The sequence below is a fragment of the Vibrio gigantis genome, from assembly GCF_024347515.1.
In the GTDB taxonomy this organism is placed as follows: Bacteria; Pseudomonadota; Gammaproteobacteria; order Enterobacterales; family Vibrionaceae; genus Vibrio; species Vibrio gigantis.
Genome location: NZ_AP025493.1, coordinates 180,177 through 201,765 on the forward strand (window position 1 = coordinate 180,177; position 21,589 = coordinate 201,765).

Genomic DNA, 21,589 nt, shown 5'->3' on the forward strand with positions numbered 1-21,589 from the left:
CTCTTTTTATCTCCAGTAGCTTTTATTACTTGGAGACACCCCATGAAAACACCGCAAAACACGAACAAACCAGAAATTATTCTGACTGGCGACCGAGCGACAGGCCCTTTACATCTGGGTCACTATGTTGGTTCACTTCAGCAGCGCACTTCATTGCAGCATATTCACGACCAAACGATATTGGTTGCTGACATGCAAGGACTTACTGACAACGCTCATAATCCTGCCAAGGTATCGTCTAACATTCTCAATGTGGTGGCTGATTATCTCGCAGTGGGTATAGACCCAACAAAAACCACAATCTGCCTTCAATCACAATTGCCAGCACTGGCTGAACTCACCATGTTCTACAGCAACCTTGTGTCTATTGCTCGTTTGGAGCGCAATCCAACCGTTAAAAGTGAGATTCAAAACAAGGGGTTTGGCCGCTCAATTCCGGCTGGTTTTCTTACTTATCCGATTTCACAAGCGGCTGATATCACAGCCTTTAACGCGACTTTGATTCCTGTGGGTGACGACCAATTGCCGATGCTAGAACAGACCAACGAGATCGTGAGAAAAGTTAACTCACTCGCGGGCAAGCCAATCTTAAATGAGTGTAAACCCTTGCTAAGCAATGCCTCTCGCCTTCCAAGTACGGACGGTAAGAACAAGATGTCCAAATCAATGGGCAACGCTATCAACTTAGGTGCGACCGAGAAAGAGATTCGAGCAGCAGTCAAATCCATGTATACCGACCCAAATCATCTACGAATCGAAGATCCGGGCCAAGTTGAAGGCAATATCGTATTTACTTATCTCGATGCTTTCCATACTGACGCTCACTACGTCAATGAACTAAAAGATCACTACCGCAGAGGCGGATTAGGGGATGGCCAAACTAAGAAGGTATTGGAAGAGTGTCTACAAGAGATTATTCGCCCGGTTAGAGCACGTAGAGCCGAATTGTTGGATGACAAAGCGCAACTTATCGATATCTTGCGCAAAGGCACGCAAGTATCGAGAGAAAGAACAGAAACAGTGTTGTTTGATGTTAAAGAACTATTTGGCCTGAACATCTTGTAAGCCTTCCGATTAAATTAAAAAGGGAGCCCAGTCTGTGCTCCTTTTATTGGTCCAAAGTGAGAGGTCAAGATGTAAGCTTATCTTGTATTCGCACGTCCAACATTAGAGTATGTGGCTTAGCCTGATTCGGCATTCAGCATGCAATATTCAGTAACGACGAAACAAGGATGATTAAATTGGAAATCAGTCATTTAGATCATTTGGTATTAACTGTGAGTGATTTACAAGTTACGGTCGACTTTTACCAACGGGTGCTTGGAATGAAGCCCATCGAATTTGGTGAAGGAAGATTGGCGTTGTCATTCGGGATGCAAAAGATAAATTTACACCTTTCCGGTAGCGAGTTCGAGCCAAAGGCAAGGCATGTGCGGGTCGGTAGTGCTGACCTCTGCTTTGTTACCACTACACCAATTGTTGAGGTCGTAGAGCATATCCAAGCGCAAGGAGTCGTGATAGAAGAGGGACCAGTACCGCGAACAGGTGCAAAGGGAAAAATAGTCTCTGTTTATATTCGAGATCCTGATGGCAATCTGATTGAGGTCTCAAATTATTAGGCTTAAGCGCTAAACCCGTACGCTTTTGTTTACTCTTTCAAAACTCGACTTTTCACGTTTACTCCGCTTATCACTGGATGTCATCAGCTAAATAAAATACAATCGAACAATGTTTTATTAATTCGTGATTTATCATTATGATGAGAAACTTACTCATATTCATCGTTAGCCTGTTCTTCTTAACAGCTTGTTCTTCAACGAGTAATCATCAGCTAGACGACAAGACATTGAGCAACGAAGACGCTATGTCGAAAAGCGTAGAGGAAAAGGGTAATCTCGAGACTTCAATGGGTACAAATGCTGAGACCAGTGGCGAATCTTCCCATGAACTAACCATTAGCGATGAATCTATAAATGGCCATGACGCAAACTCAAACCTTGATTCAAATAAAGGCACGAGAACTCACGCTAATGCAGAGCCAGAATCAGCCGATCCCTCTCAAGTAGCAGCAACAGAAACAATTGAGAATGATGCTAAGAGTAGCGGTGAAAAAGGTATCGGAAGCTATTTTATCCGCCATAACGAACCGACCAAGACGGTGATTAAATCATTAGAGGGCGTGACAGATGCATTGAACGTCATGACGTTTGGGATATTTGCCACGGGCCACGGTTGATCCGTTAACCAAGAAAGCCAAACTAACAGATAGAATGAGACGTGAAGGCGAGCCAAATGGTTCGCCTTTTTTATATCAGAAACTCTACTATTAGCTCTGGTTGTAGCGTGTATCCGCTTGTTTATCGGCTTGAGTCAAGGGACAGTCAGCAAAGTATGAATTTGTTCGTTATGGAATGGACTCGCCGTATTTACTGTGTGTGACTTGTTATATGCATCAAGGGTTTTAATACTCTTCCCAAAATAAGCCGTGAAATCTAATCTTACAAAGACAAGTACCATATTCACTTGTGAGCATAGTAAGATGTTTGCTGTTAAGTTCATTTTAGGTTTAGTTATCAATATTCTAGGGAAGAAATATGAAGAATAAAAGTGTGTTTTTAAGTGTCGCGATGGTGATGTTGTCAGCTCATGCAAATGCATCTGACGGAAATCATGAGTCTGTAGCTGACAGTGTTATCGCTGAACAAAGAGCAAACCTATCTGAAAACACGCAAGGGAAAGGTTTCGGCCCGCAAGCCCCACGTGATTTGGGTTCTTTACAGGGAACTAACGCTCGTCTTTTTTCCGATGCGCCAGATTCAACAGCCATGAATTTATGTAATATTCACTTCCATAAAAACGCTGAACACAAAGGTGGTGAGTTTACTCAATACGCTGGTAACGGTGATGGCAAGGGTTTCCAAAGTGGCTTTAAATACACAGGTAAGTTGAGCACGGCCGAGCTTAAACCATTCGAGCAGAAGATTTGTCCTAGCGACCACGGTTCACTTAATTCCGGTGACACTATCGAGGTGCATTACGTTTACTCGACTGCACAAGTTGAACCGGGCGAAACATTGGGTGCTTGTTTTAACGACACGATTACCAACCCGCAACTGCGTGTAGAAACTCAAGTCTACGTATTAGTGAATGACGACAAAGCACTCGACTTCGAAGCATTAGCCAAGCACTCAAAAGTGAATGGTTTACACCAAGCACCAAACATCCCACAAGATACTGGCTCAGCGATTCAATACGCAGGCTCTACGACGGGCCCAGGCTACAACGAGCAAGGTTCGCCTTTCCAAGTAACATGGAGCGTACGTCCACAAGTAGCGAAAGTAAACATCGCGACAGTTGGGAGCTGGTGTGAAGGAAATGACTTTAACGAAGACCACGCCCACGGTGTGAGAAACTTAGTGGTTAACCCGGAGTTGTTGTCACCAATAGCGAACTAATTTTGTTGCGTTGATCCATAGTCAATATTTTCAAAGGCGAGCCACTAGGTTCGCCATTTTGGTGTTTTAGCGAAAATAGTTTCGGTTTAGCTTTAGGGCCATACTTAGCGGGGAAATGACGTGTGTCACTTATTCAAAACATGAGTCGTGTGAATCGTTGTTAGCTAAAAACGCTGTTAGTCAAACACGCTCTTAGACAAAAACGCTCTTTACCCGAATCGGGGCTCCATGATACGTTCGAAAATTATAATGTTGAATGATATTTGAGGGACGGCAGATGTCACTAGAAGGCGCAGTTACATTTTTTATTGCCATGTTTATATTTGGTATTACTCCGGGGCCCGGTGTCTTTGCTATTTTATCTCGTGGGATGGTTCATGGGTGGCGTAAATGCATCACGCTTTCGTTAGGGATGACATGCAGTGATCTCATCTATCTTGTACTTGCCTGCTTTGGTCTAGCGACCGTTGCCGAGAATTGGTCGTTCGCGTTTGAAGTGATTCGCTACGTTGGTGCCGCTTATTTGATTTACTTAGGCTACAAGATGTTTAAGAGCCTACCTGAAGTGCAAGGTTCAGCAGAGCTTGCGGCCAAACAAAGTCAGAAATCGGAACTCGCCAGTTTCGCGCAAGGCTTTTTAATTTCAGCATCAAATCCGAAAGTGATTCTGTTCTATATTTCATTCTTGCCGACGTTCATTGACCTGACGGTTTTACAGTCGCAAGATATCATATTGGTTTCTGTTTTAGCGGCTGTAGCTCTGATGTCTGGCTTAATGCTAATTGCAATGGGTGCAGGCAGAATGGCAAGCTTACTTAAAACGCCACGTGCACATAAAAGACTTAATCAAAGTGCTGGTGGAATAATGATTGCTGCAGGATCATATTTGGCGATAAATCGATAAGCACGACTCTTCATGCAGAAAGGCGAACCGAATGGTTCGCCTTTTTTGTTTTATCGCATCAACTTATAAGCGAGAAGGTTAAGCAAACTGTTTACACCAAGCCCTAACATTTCACCAGATATCAACTCTGCGATTCGATACGCGAAATTGACTTTCCATACAAATGTATTTATTAAGCGACGGATTTACTTATTAATTAGATTTCCAAATGCAGGTTCCGAGTTGGGTTTGTCTGTGTGTTAAGAATGTGTGATTAATATATGTTTTTCATATGATTCGGCTAAAGTTATCGGGATTTTTACAGATAAAGGATTAGTGGCGAGCTCTAACACGAGATAAAACGTGCGAGCTTTGGTTTCAGCTATTGAAACCTTTAGATAACTTTTAACAAACTTGCGTCGAGACAACCTAAATGAAGAAAACAATCCTATTTGCCGTTTTTATTATGTTTGGCATTGCAGTCGCTGCGAGTATGGCGTCAACCTATTTCATTTCGAGCGAAAAAATCGATGAGATAATATTGAACAAATCTCAAGTTCAAGCTGAATTCTTGGCTGGAAATGCTGGGTATATTTTAGAGAATTCTGATAACCCAGTTCAAGATTTACAAAAGCTGGTGGGTGAGCTGAAACAGCGATCTGACGTCACTTATGCCATTGTTATTGATAGTAACGTAAGTGCTATTGCTCACAGCGATAAAAATAAACTCAATAAGGTTTACGAGGATAGCTATACCGTTAAAGGTGCAACTCAAGGCGTACAACAGTATTCAAAATGGTACGCTGATGTTCAACAAGTATGGGTGTTTGATATCATGGCACCTATCTATGTCAATGGTGAGCTGTATGGTACCTTTGATATCGGTATTCCCATCACAGAAGTTAGCCAAGCAACGAACGGTATTATTAGCTACCAGCTCGCTTCAATGGTTTTCATTTTTGTTGTTTGTCTCGTTGTTCTATCGCTTCTTCTTAGCAAATTGATGCAGCCTCTCTTAGTATTGAAAAACACATTACACGATATTTCTGAAGGTGATGGCGATCTATCGGTACGTTTACCTATTAAAGGGAATGACGAAGTTGCCCAAATCTCATCGGCTTTCAATGTGTTCGTTGGTAATGTACACGAGATAATTAAGCAAACAGTGAATACGGGTGTTGAATTAAATAGCACCGCTATTGGTCTTCGTGAGCAGTCACAACAAGCATTGCAAAGAGGGCAAGAACAGAACGAACAAACCATGTTGGTCGTAACATCTATGAATGAAATGATCGCCACGGTGAATGAAATCGCGTCAAGCGCTGCGGGTGCAGCAAATGCAGCAAACATGGCAGCAAGTGAAACTCAAGAAGGTCATAAGACAATCGAGAAGACGACGACTTCAATTTCGAACCTTGAAGCTGAGATGAATAGTGCTTCTGATATCATCGTGAGCCTTGCCGATAATACGCAGTCGATAGGTACTATTCTTGATGTTATTAGAGGTATCTCTGAGCAAACTAATTTGCTTGCACTTAACGCCGCAATTGAAGCTGCGCGTGCTGGTGAAGCCGGCCGAGGCTTTGCGGTAGTTGCTGACGAAGTTCGTAACCTTGCGACAAAAACAGCACAATCGACCGATGAAATTGACACTATGATCAACCAACTCCAAACCGAAGCTAAGAATGCTGTTAGCTCTATGAGTAATAGTAAGAGCTTAATTGAAGAGGGCACGGCTGAAACTCAAATGGCTCGCCAAGCTTTGGAAAAAATATCTACACAAGTTTTGGCTATTCTTGATATTAACACGCAAGTTGCGACGGCAACGGAACAGCAGTCAGCGGTAGCAAATGAGATCAATATGAACATGGATACGGTCAATAGCTCAGTCAAAAATGGTTTGACTGCAAGTGAGAAGTTAGAACAATCAAGCAAGCAATTGGCTGAGTTGTCACAAGTACTCGATCGTTATGTCGGTTCATTTAAAATCTAGATTTCTTAGCATATCTCATTAAGAGGTGTGTCGAATATCCAGTTATTCAATAGCGCTTATGTCATACATGAGCGCTATTTTTTTGCGATATACAGACGCAGATACTCCGATAGAGAGCAGCAGAAATGAAGAGTCTACCTGCAGTGTAAAATTGTGACAATTTGACCATGCAGAACAACTTAGTCAAAGAAGACAATGGCAGCAAGGCGCTTACTTTTATTAGCACATGCGTAAGGTCAAAAAATCGACTAAATAACAGCTCTGGCGCGACACAGAAAGTGTTACATATCTCATCACGATGTATAGTTATTGATAGTTTATTCAGTAATTGTATCTGTAGCTGTCAGTTGATGTGGGTGTTATGAAGAAAAACGGCTTTACGTTAATGGAATTAATCATTGTTATCGTGATACTCGGTGTTTTGGCTGTGACAGCAGCCCCGAGGTTTCTTAATATCCAAGAGTCGGCAAGAGAAGCGGTACTTGAGGGCGTCGCTGGTGCAATGGAAGGGGTAATCACTCAGGTAACCTCTAAGGCTATTATTGTCGGATTAGACCCGGCTGCTAGCAACCCAAGTGACCAGAGTAATTACGTTATCGATTTTGGTATCGGCAGCGTTGAAGTCGATTGGGGAACGCTTTGCCCTGAAAGTCGAGGCGAGTCTGGCGACAAATTAAATATGCTCGATTTCCTGACATTGTCAGAGGATGACAGCTTAACGTCTGACTTTGCTAATAGGTATACAGTGGTTGGCTATGAATACCCGTTTACCACTGGAGATCTTGGCGGTGCCATAATAGACGATCTTCCATCTGGTTGTTATGTTCTCTATGATTCTTTTGGTGGTAGAACGAGTGGAGATACATGTCCAGCTGATGGTTGTGTATGTACAGTTCAAGTCGTTAACGATGAGTGTTAAACCGAACACATGAATTGATTTATAGAAATTCAATAAAAAAGCGCGTTATTACCGATTGGTAGTAACGCGCTATTTTGTATCAGTTTAATGCTCAGTTTTAGTTTGCCAATGGAGCACTTGCTGATGGCAAGTCACGCTTCTTAATCACGTATCGTAAGCGAATTAACATCAGAGCTGCTGAAACACTCAAGCCCGTCAGAATACCAATCCAAAAGCCTTCTTCACCCATCGCAGGCACAATGTGGTCTGTTAAGCCCAACACCATGCCGAGTGGTAGCGCCAAGCCCCAATATGAAGCGATGGCTAAGATCATCGGGATCTTAGTGTCTTTATAGCCGCGAAGAGCACCGTTTGCCGAGGTTTGCAGAGCATCACTGAATTGGTACATAGCGGTAAAGGTCAATAACACTGCTGCAGTTGCGCTGATTACTGGGTCAGTTGTGTAAAGCCTAATGATTAATTCAGGGAACAGTAGGAACATCGCAACTGAAAGCAATGAAATCAACGCTGCAACCAAGATGCCAACTTTGCTGCGTTCAATTGCGCCTAGTTCATCTTTTTCACCTAGCGCGTGCCCAACACGAATCGTGATGCCAAATGAGATACTCATTGGAATCACATAAGTTAGGCTTGAGATGTTAAGTGCAATTTGCGCCGCTGCCACGTTCTCGGCACCAATACGGCCGATCATCAGAGCTATTACTGCAAAGATGCTGCCACACACAGCGATATTCATACCGATAGGTAAACCTAACCTTAGAAGGTGAAGCATCTCTTTTGCTTTTGGTTTAGCGTCAGCAAAGCTAATAATAGTTTTGTAGTGGTGATGACCTTTAATGTAGGAATAGAGCATGCCCGACATTAGCCAATACACCAAGCTTGTCGCCCAGCCACAACCCACAGCACCCATTTCAGGGAAGCCGAATTTACCGTAGATAAGCACGTAGTTGACTGGAATATTAATCAGCAAACCAATTACCGAAATGATCATCGGCACTTTGGTGTTGTTCATGCCTTCACAGAAGCCATTCAAGGTATAAAACAGGGCAATACCCGGCACACCAAAGGCTAGGGCAAACGCATAGTCACTGCCAATTGGAATGATCTCAGCGGCTACGCCAATCCATTCTAAGATCGGTTTCGCACTCACCAAGTAAGCGATAAGCAGTACACTCGCAATTAATGCCAACCAAACCATCTGGAAGAATTCAACAGAGATACTTTGAAAGTCGCGTGCGCCTCGGTGGTAAGCGACAACAGGCGTTAGCGCCATAATCACACCACGCAGTAACAGCAATACAGGAATCCAAAGGCTGGTGCCAAGTGCAATAGCGGCGAGATCGGCAGGGCTTACTTGGCCAGCCATTGTCGTATCGACAAATCCCATCGCTTGGGTAGCTATTTGAGTCAAAATGATTGGAATCGAAAGATGCATAAGCGCACCCGATTCACGAGTAAAAGGACGAAATTTCGTTAGCATGGAAGTTCACAACACCAATATAAATACACGAATGATGGCAGGATGGCCGGTGTGTATTTTAGGATGTGCCCCGTTGGGCGGGCGACAATATAAACACCTTACCGTATAGGGTCAAGGTTTTGGTTTACAGATGTTCATTTATGTAGAGCGTGAGTTTGAGCTATATCGTTCTAAAGCTGCCTTTAGTTACGTAAGTGCCTGATTTTAATTTGATTCGTATGCAGCGGGAAAGTCTACATTTGCTATGTAAATCACTAAGGTTCCTGCATAAGTTATTGTTATAAATAAGCTGAAGTCAGTACAATTGGTAGCATAATGAATTTGACAGAATGATGTTTACGCTTACGTGTTCTAGTTAATTAAGAGGAGAGTTAATACATGGAGCAAATTTTGCCTTTTGCTACTACAAATGAAATGGCTGTCGCAATTGGGCTCTTAGGACCATATGCTTTAAAGCGATGTGAGCCAAAACTTGAAAGGTTGTTTTCTTCTGTTCAAACTATTGCTCTATTTCGAGGTTTGAGTGCTTGGAAGCGTGAACGTAAATATAAACGCTTGAAGGAAATTCGGCGTAATAGGAATATTTATCCCATAGTTCAAGATGAAATTGCTAAGTGTCATACCCATTTCATTATGTTTAGTATCTCAATATTGTTTTATGTATATCTATTGATGGACAGTCCTATCAAAGAGTTATTTAACATTAATGTGTGGTTTACGGTGTGCTTAGCATTTCCTATTTCCTATTTACTATTTTGAAATCAGATGGTTGCTCGCATCGACAAAGAAAAATGAGTTGTTAGGATCAATGCGAAGAAAACGCGTATGGCACGGTATTTAAAATGATTCCTAATCCTCGGGATTTTGTCTTTGTGTTGGTTTTTTTGTGAAGGTATGGTCGAGTTATCTGTGATAGCGCTACTCACACCTAAATATGACCTTAGGACAAAATTGGAAGTATATGCAGAATATAAAAAGAACGAACGTAGTTGCTCAATGTTTGAAGAGTCAGGTCAGGGATTTCTGGATAGATATTGCTGAAATACCTTTAGACGGTGTTTTAGATCTCGCGTTAAAAGACTCGGATTTCTTGCGAGAAGTTCCCGGACTAAAGGCGATCCTTGCCTCAACTGATCTGTATAGTGCAATTCAAAGTGCTAGTTTTTTAAAAAAATACGCACACTTTGTTGGTCAGATCTCTGTTGAGAAGTTAACGGAAGAAGATGCTAAAAATCTTGATGTTGTCCTGTCGTCACCTAAAGACATAGATAAAATCATCGAAAATACAATTATCTATATCGACAGGTATCATAACGAGTTAAAGGCTAAATTACTGGGTAAGCTATTTGTAGAAACCTTTAAGCACAATAGGTTTAGCGTTAAAGAGTATAACTCTTTGATGTTCAGTATCGAACAAGTTCACCCGGTTGAAGGCTGGGACTGTCTCAAAGAGTTCTACAAATATGATCAGCGTTTGGCAAAGTCATCTTCAGAGCGAGAAACGCAAGATATTTGGGCAGAAGGAGCAAAGATAGACTTTCAGCCATTGTTAATGTCAGGCTTACTGAGACTACCTAGTGGGGGTAGTTATTCTGGAGATTTAGGTGGGGCGTTTATAAATAAAAAGGGAATTAAATTCTATGAATACATAATAAAAGGTGTTCTTGAATAATTTTGTTAACAAACTATCAAGGCGCCAATAGCTGATCTGGCGCTGTTTTTATTTTTTATGTCACTATTTCAAAGCTTCAACCTAACGCCGTACAAGCCTTCTATTGCCACAACGCCAGCAGAAACACAAAAAGCCCAATCCCGAGCGTGACTTTTAGAAGCAGGCCAAGAGGGGCTCCACCTTTTGGCGATTTATTGCAACATCCCATAATTGTTTCCTCATTCATCGTTGGATTCATTTCACCTTAAACCTTTCCCTTACGGTAAGGTCAATGCATTTGTTTACGTTGAATTTCAGAAAACAAAAAGGCGAACCATTTGGTTCGCCTTTTGTTATGTTTCGCTGCTTAGCGCCGCTACGAATTAGTCTTCGTAGTTGTCGATGCTTGGGCAAGAGCAGATTAGGTTACGGTCGCCGTATACGTTGTCTACACGGTTAACAGTAGGCCAGTACTTCGAGTTCTTCGTTGCTTTCGATGGGAAGCAAGCCAGTTCGCGAGAGTATGGGCGATCCCATTCTGCGCTTGAAAGGTCAACTTGTGTGTGCGGTGCGTTCACTAGAGGGTTGTTGTCTAGTGGCCATTCACCAGCTTTCACTGCTGCCATTTCGTGACGGATTGCGATCATCGCTTCACAGAAACGGTCTAGCTCTTCTAAATCTTCTGATTCAGTTGGCTCTACCATTAATGTGCCAGCTACTGGGAAAGACATAGTAGGCGCGTGGAAACCGAAGTCCATTAGACGCTTAGCAATATCTTCTTCGCTGATACCTGTGTCTTCTTTAAGTGGACGAATATCGATAATACATTCGTGCGCTACGCGGCCGTTAGTGCCACGGTAAAGAACAGGGTAGTGAGGACGTAGTTTTTCCATCACGTAGTTCGCGTTCAGAATCGCCACTTTAGTTGCGTCTGTTAGGCCAGGTTCGCCCATCATTGCGATGTAAGCCCAAGAGATAGGTAGGATTGAAGCACTACCTAGATCTGCAGCCGATACCGCGTAGTCAGAACCTTGTACACCGTTTTCGATGTGACCTGGTAGGAAAGGTGCTAGGTGTGATTTAACACCGATAGGACCCATACCCGGACCGCCACCACCGTGTGGGATACAGAATGTTTTGTGTAGGTTCAAGTGAGATACGTCTGAACCGATGAAGCCAGGTGAAGTTAGACCTACTTGAGCGTTCATGTTCGCGCCGTCTAGGTAAACCTGACCGCCCGCTGCGTGAACTTGTTCACACACTTCTTTCACTTGCTCTTCGTATACGCCGTGCGTAGAAGGGTAAGTGATCATGATGCTTGATAGGTTGTCTTTGTGCTTCTCGATTTTCGCTGCTAGGTCAGTCATGTCGATGTTGCCATCTTCATCACACTTAACAACCACTACCTTCATTGAAACCATTGATGCTGTTGCAGGGTTAGTACCGTGCGCAGAGCTTGGGATCAGACAAACGTTACGGTGAGCTTCACCGCGGCTTGCATGGTAACGTTGAATCGCGATTAGACCCGCGTATTCACCAGATGCACCAGAGTTAGGCTGTAGTGAGAAATCGTCGTAACCGGTGATTTCACATAGCTTCTCTTTAAGATCTTTCGCTAGTGCTGTGTAGCCAGCCGCTTGCTCTAGAGGTGCGAATGGGTGAATTGAACCAAACTCAGGCCATGTTACTGGAATCATCTCAGCAGCTGCGTTCAGCTTCATCGTACAGCTGCCCAGTGGGATCATGCCGTGCGTTAGTGAGAAGTCTTTGTTCTCAAGCTGTTTTAGGTAACGCATCATTTGCGTTTCGCTGTGGTGCGTGTTGAATACTGGGTGAGTTAGGAATTCTGATTCACGACGGCAGTTTTCTGGAATTGCTGCAAATTCGTTTGATGCAATGTCAGAAGAGAGTGCTTGAACGTCTTGTTTCACGTCGAAGATAGCGAATAGGGCATTCACGTCGTCGATTGTGGTTGTTTCGTCTAAGCTGATACCGATCTTACCTTTAAGAAGGCGAAGGTTGATGTCTGCTGCTTGCGCTTTCGCGTACAGTGCATCTGTCTTCTCTTCAGAGTTGATCGTGATGGTATCAAAGAAGCTGTTGTTCGTTAGCTCGTAACCCGCTTTAGTCAGGCCTGCCGCTAGGATAGCTGTCATGTGGTGAGTACGACGAGCAATAGTACGTAGGCCTTCTGCACCGTGGTAAACCGCGTAGAAAGACGCCATGTTTGCTAGAAGCGCTTGAGCCGTACAGATGTTCGATGTCGCTTTCTCGCGGCGGATGTGTTGCTCACGAGTTTGCATCGCCATACGTAGTGCTTGGTTACCGTGCGTATCGATAGAAACACCGATTACACGACCTGGCATTGTACGCTTGTGCTTTTCACGAGTTGCCATGAATGCAGCGTGTGGACCGCCGTAACCCATAGGAACACCGAAGCGCTGAGCTGAACCAATTACTACGTCTGCGCCCATTTCGCCAGCAGGCTTAAGTAGAGCAGAAGCAAGTAGATCTGTTGCAACGGTTACAAGCGTTTTGTTTGCTTGAGCTTTTGCAATGACGTCTGTTAGATCACGAACTTCGCCTGTTGTACCAGGGTATTGAACTAACGCACCAAATACGTCTTGCTCTGGAAGTGTTTCAAGAGCGCCAACCATTACTTCAAAACCGATGTACTCAGCACGAGTTTTAACAACTTCTAGTGTTTGAGGGTGAACATCGTCAGCAACGAAGAATACTTTGCTCTTGCTCTTACCAGCACGCTTACACAGTGTCATTGCTTCGCCAGCTGCTGTCGCTTCATCTAGAAGAGACGCGTTCGCGATTTCCATACCCGTTAGGTCCATTACCATTTGTTGGTAATTCAGTAGAGCTTCAAGACGACCTTGAGAAATCTCTGGTTGGTATGGTGTGTAAGCTGTGTACCAGCCTGGGTTCTCTAAAACGTTACGTAGAATAACGTTTGGAGTGAATGTGTTGTAGTAGCCTTGGCCAATGAAGGTACGTTTCACTTGGTTTAGGTTTGCGATCTCTTTAAGAGAGGTCAGCATGTCCATTTCGCTCAGTGGCGCAGCAAGTGTCATTGGTTTTTCAAGACGGATTTGTGCAGGAACCGTTTCGTCGATCAGTGCGTCTAGGCTAGTCGCGTTGATCGCTTCAAGCATTTTCTGCTGGTCTGCTTTATTTGGGCCGTTATGACGAGCAACAAACTCGTTTTGTGTGCCCAAGTCTTTCAGTAATTGGCTTTGAAGTAATTCAGTCATGATATGTTCTACTTTCTCTCTGGAGCCGTGAGCTAGCCCCTAAAATTAAGCTGCTCAAAAGAGCAGCTTTATCGTAATGAGGTTACCTATTAGTCTTCTTCGATAGAGCTTAGGTATTCTTCCGCATCTTTAAGGTTGTCTAGTTCAGACGCATCAGACATCTTCACTTTAACAATCCAGCCACCTTCATAAGGTTCTTCGTTGATTAGCTCTGGGCTATCTTCTAATTCTTCGTTGATTTCTACGATTTCGCCAGAGATTGGTGCGTAGATATCAGAAGCAGCTTTCACTGACTCAACTAGAGAGAAGCTTTCGCCAGCTTCAATTTCGTCGTCAGTGTCAGGCAGGTCAACAAACACAACGTCACCTAGCATCTCTTGAGCGTGCTCAGAAATACCGATAGTTACAGTACCGTCACCGTTGTCTTTTACCCACTCGTGGCTGTCTGCAAACTTTAGTGTATTGTCCATTGCTTATTCTCCAAAAATTTATGAGGTTTTAATTTAAATCTTAAAAACGGTCTAACGGTAAAGAGGGAAGCGCTTGCAAAGCTCTTTAACTTGCTTGCGAACACGTTGCTCAACTTCAGCGTTGCCTTCAGGGCTTTCAACTAAGCCATCAAGAACATCACCGATCCATTCACCGATAAGTTTGAATTCTTCAGTGCCAAAACCACGACTGGTTCCAGCTGGCGTACCTAAACGAATGCCAGAGGTAATCATAGGCTTCTCTGTGTCGAATGGTATGCCATTTTTGTTACATGTGATCCCCGCACGCTCTAATGCTTCTTCAGTTACGTTACCTTTCAAGCCCTTAGGACGAAGGTCAACCAACATTAGGTGCGTGTCTGTTCCGCCAGTCACGATGTCACAACCGCGAGTTTGCAACACTTCAGCAAGAACTTTTGCGTTGTCGATCACTGAATCAATATAAGTATTAAATTCTGGGCCAAGTGCTTCGCCAAACGCTACTGCTTTAGCTGCGATAACGTGCATTAGTGGGCCGCCTTGTAGGCCAGGGAATACTGCAGAGTTGATCTTTTTGTTGATGTCTTCGTGGTTAGTCAGAATCATACCGCCGCGTGGGCCACGAAGTGTTTTGTGCGTTGTTGTTGTAACAACGTGTGCGTGTGGTAGTGGGCTAGGGTGAGCACCTGTCGCGATAAGACCCGCGATGTGTGCCATATCGACCATTAAGATTGCGCCAACTTCGTCAGCGATTTCACGGAACTTAGCGAAATCAATTACGCGTGGAATAGCACTACCACCAGCAATAATCATTTTTGGTTGGTTTTCGATTGCTAAAGCGCGAACCGCTTCGTAATCGATTTCAAGTGTGTCGCGGTCTACGCCATATTGAACTGCGTTGAACCACTTACCTGACATTGCAGGACGAGCACCGTGAGTAAGGTGGCCACCAGCATCTAGAGACATGCCTAGGATAGTATCGCCAGGTTGAAGTAGGGCAAGTTTAACTGCGCCGTTTGCTTGAGCGCCAGAGTGAGGCTGTACGTTTACATATTCGCATTTGAAAAGCTGTTTAGCGCGTTCAATCGCGATAGCTTCAACGGTATCTACGTGCTCACAACCACCGTAGTAACGACGGCCAGGGTAGCCTTCAGCGTATTTGTTGGTTAGGCAAGTGCCTTGAGCTTGCATTACTGCTTTAGAAACGATGTTCTCAGAAGCAATAAGTTCGATTTGTTCATTTTGACGAGTGTTCTCTGCTTGGATTCCAGCAAATACTGCGTCGTCAGTCGCAGATAGGTTCGTAGAGAAAAAACTGTCTAAGCTATGGTTTTGGTAAGCGTTCATTGTCGAGACCTTTCATTAAGCTAATGGTGATTGTTTTTATAGTCCATTAGGTCTTACGTTGATTTCTGCATCGGTATCGTTTGCGCTATATAGGTATAGATAAACGTGAATTGCGTTATAAATATACTCTTACAGCGTCTAAGCGATCGTTGTAGGGTCAATGCAGCACGAATTGTTTCCCAAAAAGTTCGGGTAAAAAACAGCTCTTACAAATGTTAAATCTATCATTTGCTGCAAGCTGAAGTAGCATCTCTTCATCTAACAAGTCGATAACATAGCTCCGATAAAATCAATTTTCAACAAAAATTTCCAATAGGAAATAGTTTTTCTTGTTTTGCTACAGGGAGCACGCTTTATTTCTCTGTGTGCTCTTTAATCAACAAAGCGCTTCATGCAACAATGAAATCAATAGACAGGAAGTAAGAAATTAATGAGGGACCTATGTCAGAAGACATTTATGATGAGTACCCATCTCTAACGTTGGCGAAAGAGACGTTAGACCAGAATATCGAACCACTTAGGCTCGGCCAGCGTATTAAAGATATCCGCGGCAAGCTTGGTATTACGTTAGAAGAGGCGAGCCAGCGTACAGGCTTAGCGCGTTCTACGCTGAGTAAAATTGAGAATGAACAAATCTCTCCAACATTCCAAGCGATGCAAAAATTGGCAATGGGTTTGCAAATCGACATGCCACAACTCTTTGAGCCGCCAAGAAAAAAAGTCGCAACAGGGCGTCGTGATTTAACTAAGGCAGGCCAAGGAAAACCTCACCCAACACCGACTTACGAACATGAATTGCTTGCCACTGAGCTTTCAAATAAGAAGATGATGCCGTTTAAGAGCCGCGTGCGAGCACGAACTTTTGAAGAGTACAATGATTGGGTTCGCCACGACGGGGAAGAGTTCTTAATGATCATCTCTGGCGATGTGATGTTCTACTCAGAGTTCTACGAACCTGTACCAATGAGCGAAGGCGATAGCATGTATTATGATGCCAATATGGGGCATATGCTGATTTCTACCAGTACAGAAGATGCGCTGATTTTGTGGGTGACTGCAAAATAAGATAACAAAGTTAGAATTTCTTATAGTGAATGCAAACGTTTGCTTTTGTTTCTAACGTTTGCCAAAAGACGCGATATTGATGTGAAAATCATCAATATCGCGTTTTTGTATGTATCGATAAATTGTTTTTAAATTGTTAAATGTCACATTTTGAGCTGTTTTAATCTTGTTAAGGGTGTAAAACTCACTCAGGCTTGTTTATTATAGTGAACACGGTTTACTCATGTTGATTGAAGTTTACTGAAGTGAATTCTTAGAAAGTGAGTTGTAGAGGTTTTGTACAGCTATTCATTTTTATAAAGCTGTCTATATAAGCCTATATAAAAGACATCACTTTTTACTATCTACTGCTTCTAGCGTTAATCTGTATCGTTAGAGGCGACTCTAAATAGAGATATAAGCGGCAGACTCGATTTTGGACGGCCTGCAACGCTTCATGGAGAAGAAAATGACTCAAGAACACGCTAATCAAGACCTACTAAAAACACCACTGCACGCACTTCACGTTGAAGAAGGCGCAAAGATGGTTCCTTTCGCTGGCTACGATATGCCAGTTCAGTACCCACTAGGTGTAAAGAAAGAGCACTTGCACACTCGTGATGCTGCCGGTCTTTTTGATGTTTCTCACATGGGGCAACTTCGTCTTCATGGTGAAAACGCAGCTGCTGTCTTAGAATCTTTGGTTCCTGTAGATATTATTGACCTTCCTTCTGGTAAACAGCGTTATGCGTTCTTTACTAATGAGCAGGGTGGCATTATGGATGATCTTATGGTTGCTAACCTAGGTGATCATCTATTTGTTGTTGTGAACGCAGCGTGTAAGACACAAGATATCGATCACCTAACGGCTCACCTTCCTGCTGATGTTGAAATGGAAGTGATTGACGACCGTGCTCTTCTAGCGCTTCAAGGCCCTAAAGCGGCTGAAGTTCTTGCTCGTTTCCAACCGAGCGTTGCAGACATGCTGTTTATGGACGTTCAAAAGGTAGATATCGATGGCGTTGAATGCATCGTGAGCCGCAGTGGTTACACAGGCGAAGATGGTTACGAGATCTCTGTACCAAACGATCATGCTGAAGCACTTGCTCGTAAGCTAACTGCAGAAGCTGAAGTTGAGTGGATTGGCCTTGGTGCTCGTGATTCACTTCGTCTTGAGTGTGGTCTATGTCTATACGGTCACGACTTAGACACAACGACAACACCAGTAGAAGCTAGCCTTCTATGGGGCATTCAAAAAGTTCGCCGTACTGACGGTGAGCGTGCTGGCGGATTCCCAGGCGCTGATATCATCCTTGAGCAAATCGCAACGAAAGACGTTCAACGTAAGCGTGTTGGTCTTGTTGGTCAAACTAAAGCACCAGTGCGTGAAGGTGCTGAGTTGTTCGATGCTGAAGACAATAAGATAGGTGTTGTAACAAGCGGTACTGCTGGCCCTAATGCTGGTAAGCCTGTTTCAATGGCGTACGTACGCACTGATCTTGCTGCTATCGGTACAGAAGTATTTGCTGAAGTTCGTGGCAAGAAACTACCAATGACAGTAGAAAAAATGCCATTCGTACCTCAACGTTACTACCGTGGCTAATCTCTTTTAAGAGAAACCACTAAGTAAAAGCCTATTGTTTGCTTCTCTGTATTGAGAGGTTTAACGGTAGGCTTTTTTGTTTTTCGCAACGTATAAAACTTAAAATGATGAGCTGAGGTAAGTTGTTTACAAATTCGTTTATAAAATGAGAGATGTGGCCATATCGTTACAAATACTTACTATAATGATGATTAGTACGTGTTATGGTGGCGATTCATCAATCTTATAAATAAGTAGTAGGGGTTACAAGGAGTTATCTATGAATGAGAACCATACAATGAGTCCGGTTCGTAAGACCGTTCTTGGGCTTTTAGCGCCATTAATCTACACATCAAGCGTTATGGCGACAGAAAACTCGATCGAAAGTACCCCTGACGCGAACGTAACACCTTATATCGTGAATGGTAGTGATGCCACAGTAGCTGAGTTTCCTTCGATGGCCAGTCTGTTCATTGACCGTATCGATTATGATGGTATTTATTCTACATCCCCTTACTGTGGAGCCACCATTCTTACCCCTACCCATATTTTGACTGCAGCTCACTGTATCTATGGTGACGAGAATGCCCAGCTTTTTACTTCGGTTGTTCCTCAACTAGAGAATTCATCTGACTTTCCGAATGGGAATATTCAGAAAGCTCGAGTCGCTGAGGTTTACTATCACAATGATTATTCAGACAGAATAAGTGATTTATTAAGTAATGATGTTGCTATTCTCAAGCTAGAGAGTGCGCTTAACGTCGATTCCATCAATGATGTTATAAAACGACCATCAAACGATAATTACCGGATTGGGGTTAATGACTTTGTTGCAGTGGGTCATGGTGACACACGTTCAGGCTTTGACGGAACAACTTTGTTACAGAAGGTTGGCCTGAATTATGTAGATAACGCTACTTGTGCTTCAGCCTTTACAGATGGTTCTGCGTTAACTGGTAAACAAATCTGTTTTATTGGTGATTACAGTGCGCTTACGAGATTATATGGCGGAACTTGCCAAGGTGACTCAGGTGGTCCGGTGTATTGGAAGGATGGTACCGATTATAGACAAATCGGAATCACGAGTTTTGGGCCTGGAACCTGTGGCGGTGGCTCCATTACGTCGACTGTGACGTCGGTATTCACCGAGGTTTTCGATTATAAAGATTGGATTGACAGTGTGATCGCAGGAAATGAGACTGCTAAGTTCGTCTCGACAGATGCTAAGCGAGCGACTTACATCAATGCCCGATCTTCTTCTGGTAGCAGTGGTGGCAGTGTATCATTTGGTTTGATAGGTATGCTGATGTTGTTTGCTGGTGTTAGAAAAGCAGTTAAACGTTAGAGCTTCAATGTTTGAACAAGTCGACGATTTATCTAACGATAGCGTCGACTTTTTTGTTTCCGTAAGCTTACAGTTGGTTAGTTGCTTGTCTACTTAGTTACTCAGCTGGACAACCGCTTTACGGCTGTACCTTTCTAGGATCTCATCCATCTCTTTAATCGCATCATTGATGCTTTTTATTCCGCCTTGCGCCACGCCTTTCTCATTTGTGTTTAAAGCTGAAAAAGCACGTTTAAGCTCTTTATCTTCCAGCATATCTCCGTGAAGTAAGACTTCTTTGTAAGTAAGAAGCCTGTGCTGAACTTCGATAATATCGGCGCGCGTCTTGTTTGAATTTAAAGCCTGTTTTATACAAGGAAACGCTAATTTGTAGTCATTTGCAATTTCCAATTCGACTTCTTTCTTGTTCGCAATATGCAATTTTTATTATTTCCCAAGACTTGGTTGACCAAGTTTACTAGCCTGAATAGTTGTAATTGACGTATGTGTGAATGTTTATGATACGTAAGGTTTTTAAGGATCGAATAATATGCCTTTAATGGCTTATGTAAACCGACACAAGTCAATATGGTCTGCTTCTTGCTGAATTTAGGTCATAACTGTCTAATGAGGAAAAGCTAATGTCGCAAGAGCCTATAGTCATGGCGCTGATTGAGCGCAGAAAGCAAGCTAATTTGTCTCAAGAAAAATTAGCCTCAAGTGCAGGAATGAGCTTAAAGACTTACCAACGTATTGAGCGAGGAGAAGCGGACATTAAGATGTCACAATATCGCTCGATAATACGAACTTTGAAAGTCACCGATTTGGATGTGGTACTTGATATTGTTGGAGCATCGCAGGCAACAGCAGAAGATGTGGCAGCGGTCAGTCGCTTACTGACCAGCGAAGAGCGAATGTTGTTGATCAAACTGATTTTATCGGTCAAAAAACAGAAGTAGATTATTTCTTTCAAATGAAGAGTGCAACGGATCTAATAGTTAGCTAAATTGACAAATATTTCTAGGGCAATGTGTTAACTGAGTATGCGAAGCCATCAGTTCACTCTTCCACGAAGTTGTTTGGTGGTACTTCTTTGTTTCTTGCTTTCGAGTCGTCTTTTCTGAGAACCACGAGTTGGCTTGGTTGCTCGTCTTACTTTTTGAACTTTCGTTGCTTCCAAGATTAGCTCTTTCAAACGCACTAAAGCATCATCTCGATTTTGTTCCTGAGTTCTATACTGTTGGGCCTTAATGATAATCACACCACCTTTAGTGATGCGGCTATCTTTGTGCGCTAAGAGTTTTTCTTTATAGAAATCAGGTAGGGTCGAGTGCTTGATGTCAAAACGTAAATGTATCGCGCTCGATACTTTATTGACGTTCTGGCCGCCGGCTCCTTGCGCTCTGATCGCTGTTAACTGGAGTTCCCAGTCTTGAATCGAAACAGAGTTAGATATTTGTAACATAAACATCCATAGTGAACTGAAATATGGGGTCATGATACTGAATATTAGTTATGGTATCAGTAACTTTCTTAAAGAGTGGTAGTAGTGATGGGAATAGATTTGACGGCATATGAAGGATTAATCTTTGATATGGATGGTACGTTGATCGATACAATGCCTGCTCATGTGCAAGCATGGAAACAAACGGCAGAACAGTTCGGCTTTGATTTTGAAGCTTCGTGGCTTCATAGCTTAGGTGGTATGCCGAGTTATAAGATTGCGGGTGAAGTGAATAATAAATACGGTTTATCGCTCGACCCTCAAGCTGTCTCAACGTTTAAAATGGCTTCATTTTCGGCCATTGAAGACAAAGGAGGCATTATCCCATGTACGCACTCTTTGTTATTAGAACATCTAGGCAGCAAGAAGATTGCAGTGGGAACGGGCAGCCAGCGTAAAAGCGCTGAACAGTTATTAGAGAGAACCAACATTCTCAATAAACTTGATGTATTAGTGACAGCGACTGACGTTAAGAACCATAAACCGAATCCAGATACGTTTTTGGATGCGTGTTTTGGCATGGGATTGGAACCAAGCCAGTGTGTCGTTTTTGAAGATACTGATTTAGGCAAGCAAGCGGCACATGCAGCGAACATGGATTGTATTCTTGTGGTCGAAGGGAGAAAGTTAGAGTTCTATCCTGCACCAAGTTAAATGAAGCCTAAGTTAATGAATAA

General features: G+C 43.1%; 20 protein-coding genes. 14 read left to right on the forward strand and 6 right to left on the reverse strand.

Translation table 11 applies throughout. The annotated features are described in order from the left end of the window. The first annotated feature begins 42 nt into the window (after window positions 1-42). From trpS to OCV56_RS16935, 7 genes are all read left to right on the forward strand, one after another. On the forward strand, window positions 43-1,065 hold the full coding sequence (gene trpS / locus OCV56_RS16905; RefSeq protein WP_086713883.1) for a tryptophan--tRNA ligase: 1,023 nt from the start codon (window positions 43-45) through the stop codon (window positions 1,063-1,065). Window positions 1,066-1,241: 176 nt separating this feature from the next. Beyond that, window positions 1,242-1,619 carry a VOC family protein gene (locus tag OCV56_RS16910; RefSeq protein ID WP_086713979.1) on the forward strand — a complete coding sequence of 126 codons (378 nt, stop codon included), beginning with the start codon at window positions 1,242-1,244 and terminating at the stop codon, window positions 1,617-1,619. 137 nt (window positions 1,620-1,756) lie between these two features. Continuing rightward, window positions 1,757-2,236 (forward strand): putative periplasmic lipoprotein, encoded by a 480-nt coding sequence (locus tag OCV56_RS16915; RefSeq protein WP_086713884.1) that lies wholly within the window; start codon window positions 1,757-1,759, stop codon window positions 2,234-2,236. Between the two features lie 358 nt (window positions 2,237-2,594). Beyond that, window positions 2,595-3,455 (forward strand): delta-class carbonic anhydrase, encoded by an 861-nt coding sequence (locus tag OCV56_RS16920; protein ID WP_086713885.1) that lies wholly within the window; start codon window positions 2,595-2,597, stop codon window positions 3,453-3,455. Window positions 3,456-3,732: 277 nt separating this feature from the next. Further along, window positions 3,733-4,359, forward strand: a complete 627-nt coding sequence (locus OCV56_RS16925) for a LysE family translocator (protein ID WP_086713886.1) — start codon at window positions 3,733-3,735, stop codon at window positions 4,357-4,359. 445 nt (window positions 4,360-4,804) lie between these two features. Next, window positions 4,805-6,331, forward strand: coding sequence for a methyl-accepting chemotaxis protein (locus tag OCV56_RS16930; protein ID WP_190960452.1), 1,527 nt, complete (start codon window positions 4,805-4,807; stop codon window positions 6,329-6,331). A 385-nt stretch (window positions 6,332-6,716) separates the two neighbouring features. Then, window positions 6,717-7,250, forward strand: a complete 534-nt coding sequence (locus OCV56_RS16935) for a type II secretion system protein (RefSeq protein WP_190960451.1) — start codon at window positions 6,717-6,719, stop codon at window positions 7,248-7,250. 97 nt (window positions 7,251-7,347) lie between these two features. Here OCV56_RS16935 and OCV56_RS16940 read toward each other — a convergent pair whose 3' ends face one another. Continuing rightward, window positions 7,348-8,730: an MATE family efflux transporter gene (locus OCV56_RS16940; protein WP_086713889.1), complete on the reverse strand. Its 1,383-nt coding sequence runs from the start codon at window positions 8,728-8,730 to the stop codon at window positions 7,348-7,350. A 378-nt stretch (window positions 8,731-9,108) separates the two neighbouring features. Here OCV56_RS16940 and OCV56_RS16945 point away from each other — a divergent pair, with 378 nt between their 5' ends. Then, window positions 9,109-9,489 (forward strand): hypothetical protein, encoded by a 381-nt coding sequence (locus OCV56_RS16945; protein ID WP_228761176.1) that lies wholly within the window; start codon window positions 9,109-9,111, stop codon window positions 9,487-9,489. A 202-nt stretch (window positions 9,490-9,691) separates the two neighbouring features. Continuing rightward, window positions 9,692-10,402, forward strand: a complete 711-nt coding sequence (locus OCV56_RS16950; protein WP_086713890.1) for a hypothetical protein — start codon at window positions 9,692-9,694, stop codon at window positions 10,400-10,402. Between the two features lie 362 nt (window positions 10,403-10,764). Here OCV56_RS16950 and gcvP read toward each other — a convergent pair whose 3' ends face one another. From gcvP to OCV56_RS16965, 3 genes are all read right to left on the reverse strand, one after another. Further along, entirely contained in the window at window positions 10,765-13,644 is a 2,880-nt protein-coding gene (gene gcvP, locus OCV56_RS16955) for an aminomethyl-transferring glycine dehydrogenase (RefSeq protein ID WP_086713891.1), read from the reverse strand. Between the two features lie 89 nt (window positions 13,645-13,733). Continuing rightward, window positions 13,734-14,114, reverse strand: a complete 381-nt coding sequence (gene gcvH, locus OCV56_RS16960) for a glycine cleavage system protein GcvH (RefSeq protein ID WP_017072176.1) — start codon at window positions 14,112-14,114, stop codon at window positions 13,734-13,736. Window positions 14,115-14,165: 51 nt separating this feature from the next. Next, window positions 14,166-15,458 (reverse strand): serine hydroxymethyltransferase, encoded by a 1,293-nt coding sequence (locus tag OCV56_RS16965; protein WP_086713892.1) that lies wholly within the window; start codon window positions 15,456-15,458, stop codon window positions 14,166-14,168. A 441-nt stretch (window positions 15,459-15,899) separates the two neighbouring features. On the opposite strand from OCV56_RS16965, the gene OCV56_RS16970 reads away from it, so the two are divergent. The 3 genes from OCV56_RS16970 to OCV56_RS16980 all read left to right on the forward strand — a co-directional run bounded on the left by OCV56_RS16970 (window position 15,900) and on the right by OCV56_RS16980 (window position 19,429). After that, a complete protein-coding gene (locus tag OCV56_RS16970) occupies window positions 15,900-16,523 on the forward strand; it encodes a helix-turn-helix domain-containing protein (RefSeq protein ID WP_017064652.1) in 624 nt (207 codons plus the stop codon). A gap of 448 nt (window positions 16,524-16,971) precedes the next feature. Continuing rightward, window positions 16,972-18,105 carry a glycine cleavage system aminomethyltransferase GcvT gene (gcvT, locus tag OCV56_RS16975; RefSeq protein ID WP_086713893.1) on the forward strand — a complete coding sequence of 378 codons (1,134 nt, stop codon included), beginning with the start codon at window positions 16,972-16,974 and terminating at the stop codon, window positions 18,103-18,105. A 259-nt stretch (window positions 18,106-18,364) separates the two neighbouring features. After that, complete coding sequence (locus OCV56_RS16980; RefSeq protein ID WP_086713894.1) at window positions 18,365-19,429, forward strand: S1 family peptidase; 1,065 nt, start codon at window positions 18,365-18,367, stop codon at window positions 19,427-19,429. Between the two features lie 93 nt (window positions 19,430-19,522). Here the strand turns inward: OCV56_RS16980 and OCV56_RS16985 are convergent, their stop codons facing one another. Continuing rightward, window positions 19,523-19,849 carry a hypothetical protein gene (locus OCV56_RS16985; protein ID WP_086713895.1) on the reverse strand — a complete coding sequence of 109 codons (327 nt, stop codon included), beginning with the start codon at window positions 19,847-19,849 and terminating at the stop codon, window positions 19,523-19,525. Between the two features lie 200 nt (window positions 19,850-20,049). On the opposite strand from OCV56_RS16985, the gene OCV56_RS16990 reads away from it, so the two are divergent. Further along, window positions 20,050-20,367, forward strand: coding sequence for a helix-turn-helix transcriptional regulator (locus OCV56_RS16990; RefSeq protein WP_086713896.1), 318 nt, complete (start codon window positions 20,050-20,052; stop codon window positions 20,365-20,367). A gap of 95 nt (window positions 20,368-20,462) precedes the next feature. Here the strand turns inward: OCV56_RS16990 and arfB are convergent, their stop codons facing one another. Next, window positions 20,463-20,873 (reverse strand): alternative ribosome rescue aminoacyl-tRNA hydrolase ArfB, encoded by a 411-nt coding sequence (gene arfB / locus OCV56_RS16995; RefSeq protein ID WP_086713897.1) that lies wholly within the window; start codon window positions 20,871-20,873, stop codon window positions 20,463-20,465. 87 nt (window positions 20,874-20,960) lie between these two features. Here arfB and OCV56_RS17000 point away from each other — a divergent pair, with 87 nt between their 5' ends. Further along, complete coding sequence (locus OCV56_RS17000) at window positions 20,961-21,566, forward strand: beta-phosphoglucomutase family hydrolase (protein WP_086713898.1); 606 nt, start codon at window positions 20,961-20,963, stop codon at window positions 21,564-21,566. The last annotated feature ends 23 nt before the right edge of the window (window positions 21,567-21,589 follow it).

Bases quoted from the DNA above. Each gene is read 5' to 3' on its own strand.
- gcvP (WP_086713891.1), bottom strand. From the start codon at position 13,644: ATGACTGAATTACTTCAAAGCCAATTACTGAAAGACTTGGGCACACAA.
- OCV56_RS16920 (WP_086713885.1), top strand. From the start codon at position 2,595: ATGAAGAATAAAAGTGTGTTTTTAAGTGTCGCGATGGTGATGTTGTCA.
- OCV56_RS16925 (WP_086713886.1), top strand. From the start codon at position 3,733: ATGTCACTAGAAGGCGCAGTTACATTTTTTATTGCCATGTTTATATTT.
- OCV56_RS16950 (WP_086713890.1), top strand. From the start codon at position 9,692: ATGCAGAATATAAAAAGAACGAACGTAGTTGCTCAATGTTTGAAGAGT.
- OCV56_RS16970 (WP_017064652.1), top strand. From the start codon at position 15,900: ATGTCAGAAGACATTTATGATGAGTACCCATCTCTAACGTTGGCGAAA.
- OCV56_RS16930 (WP_190960452.1), top strand. From the start codon at position 4,805: ATGTTTGGCATTGCAGTCGCTGCGAGTATGGCGTCAACCTATTTCATT.
- gcvH (WP_017072176.1), bottom strand. From the start codon at position 14,114: ATGGACAATACACTAAAGTTTGCAGACAGCCACGAGTGGGTAAAAGAC.
- arfB (WP_086713897.1), bottom strand. From the start codon at position 20,873: ATGTTACAAATATCTAACTCTGTTTCGATTCAAGACTGGGAACTCCAG.
- OCV56_RS17000 (WP_086713898.1), top strand. From the start codon at position 20,961: ATGGGAATAGATTTGACGGCATATGAAGGATTAATCTTTGATATGGAT.
- trpS (WP_086713883.1), top strand. From the start codon at position 43: ATGAAAACACCGCAAAACACGAACAAACCAGAAATTATTCTGACTGGC.
- gcvT (WP_086713893.1), top strand. From the start codon at position 16,972: ATGACTCAAGAACACGCTAATCAAGACCTACTAAAAACACCACTGCAC.
- OCV56_RS16940 (WP_086713889.1), bottom strand. From the start codon at position 8,730: ATGCTAACGAAATTTCGTCCTTTTACTCGTGAATCGGGTGCGCTTATG.
- OCV56_RS16915 (WP_086713884.1), top strand. From the start codon at position 1,757: ATGATGAGAAACTTACTCATATTCATCGTTAGCCTGTTCTTCTTAACA.
- OCV56_RS16945 (WP_228761176.1), top strand. From the start codon at position 9,109: ATGGAGCAAATTTTGCCTTTTGCTACTACAAATGAAATGGCTGTCGCA.
- OCV56_RS16980 (WP_086713894.1), top strand. From the start codon at position 18,365: ATGAATGAGAACCATACAATGAGTCCGGTTCGTAAGACCGTTCTTGGG.
- OCV56_RS16990 (WP_086713896.1), top strand. From the start codon at position 20,050: ATGTCGCAAGAGCCTATAGTCATGGCGCTGATTGAGCGCAGAAAGCAA.
- OCV56_RS16935 (WP_190960451.1), top strand. From the start codon at position 6,717: ATGGAATTAATCATTGTTATCGTGATACTCGGTGTTTTGGCTGTGACA.
- OCV56_RS16965 (WP_086713892.1), bottom strand. From the start codon at position 15,458: ATGAACGCTTACCAAAACCATAGCTTAGACAGTTTTTTCTCTACGAAC.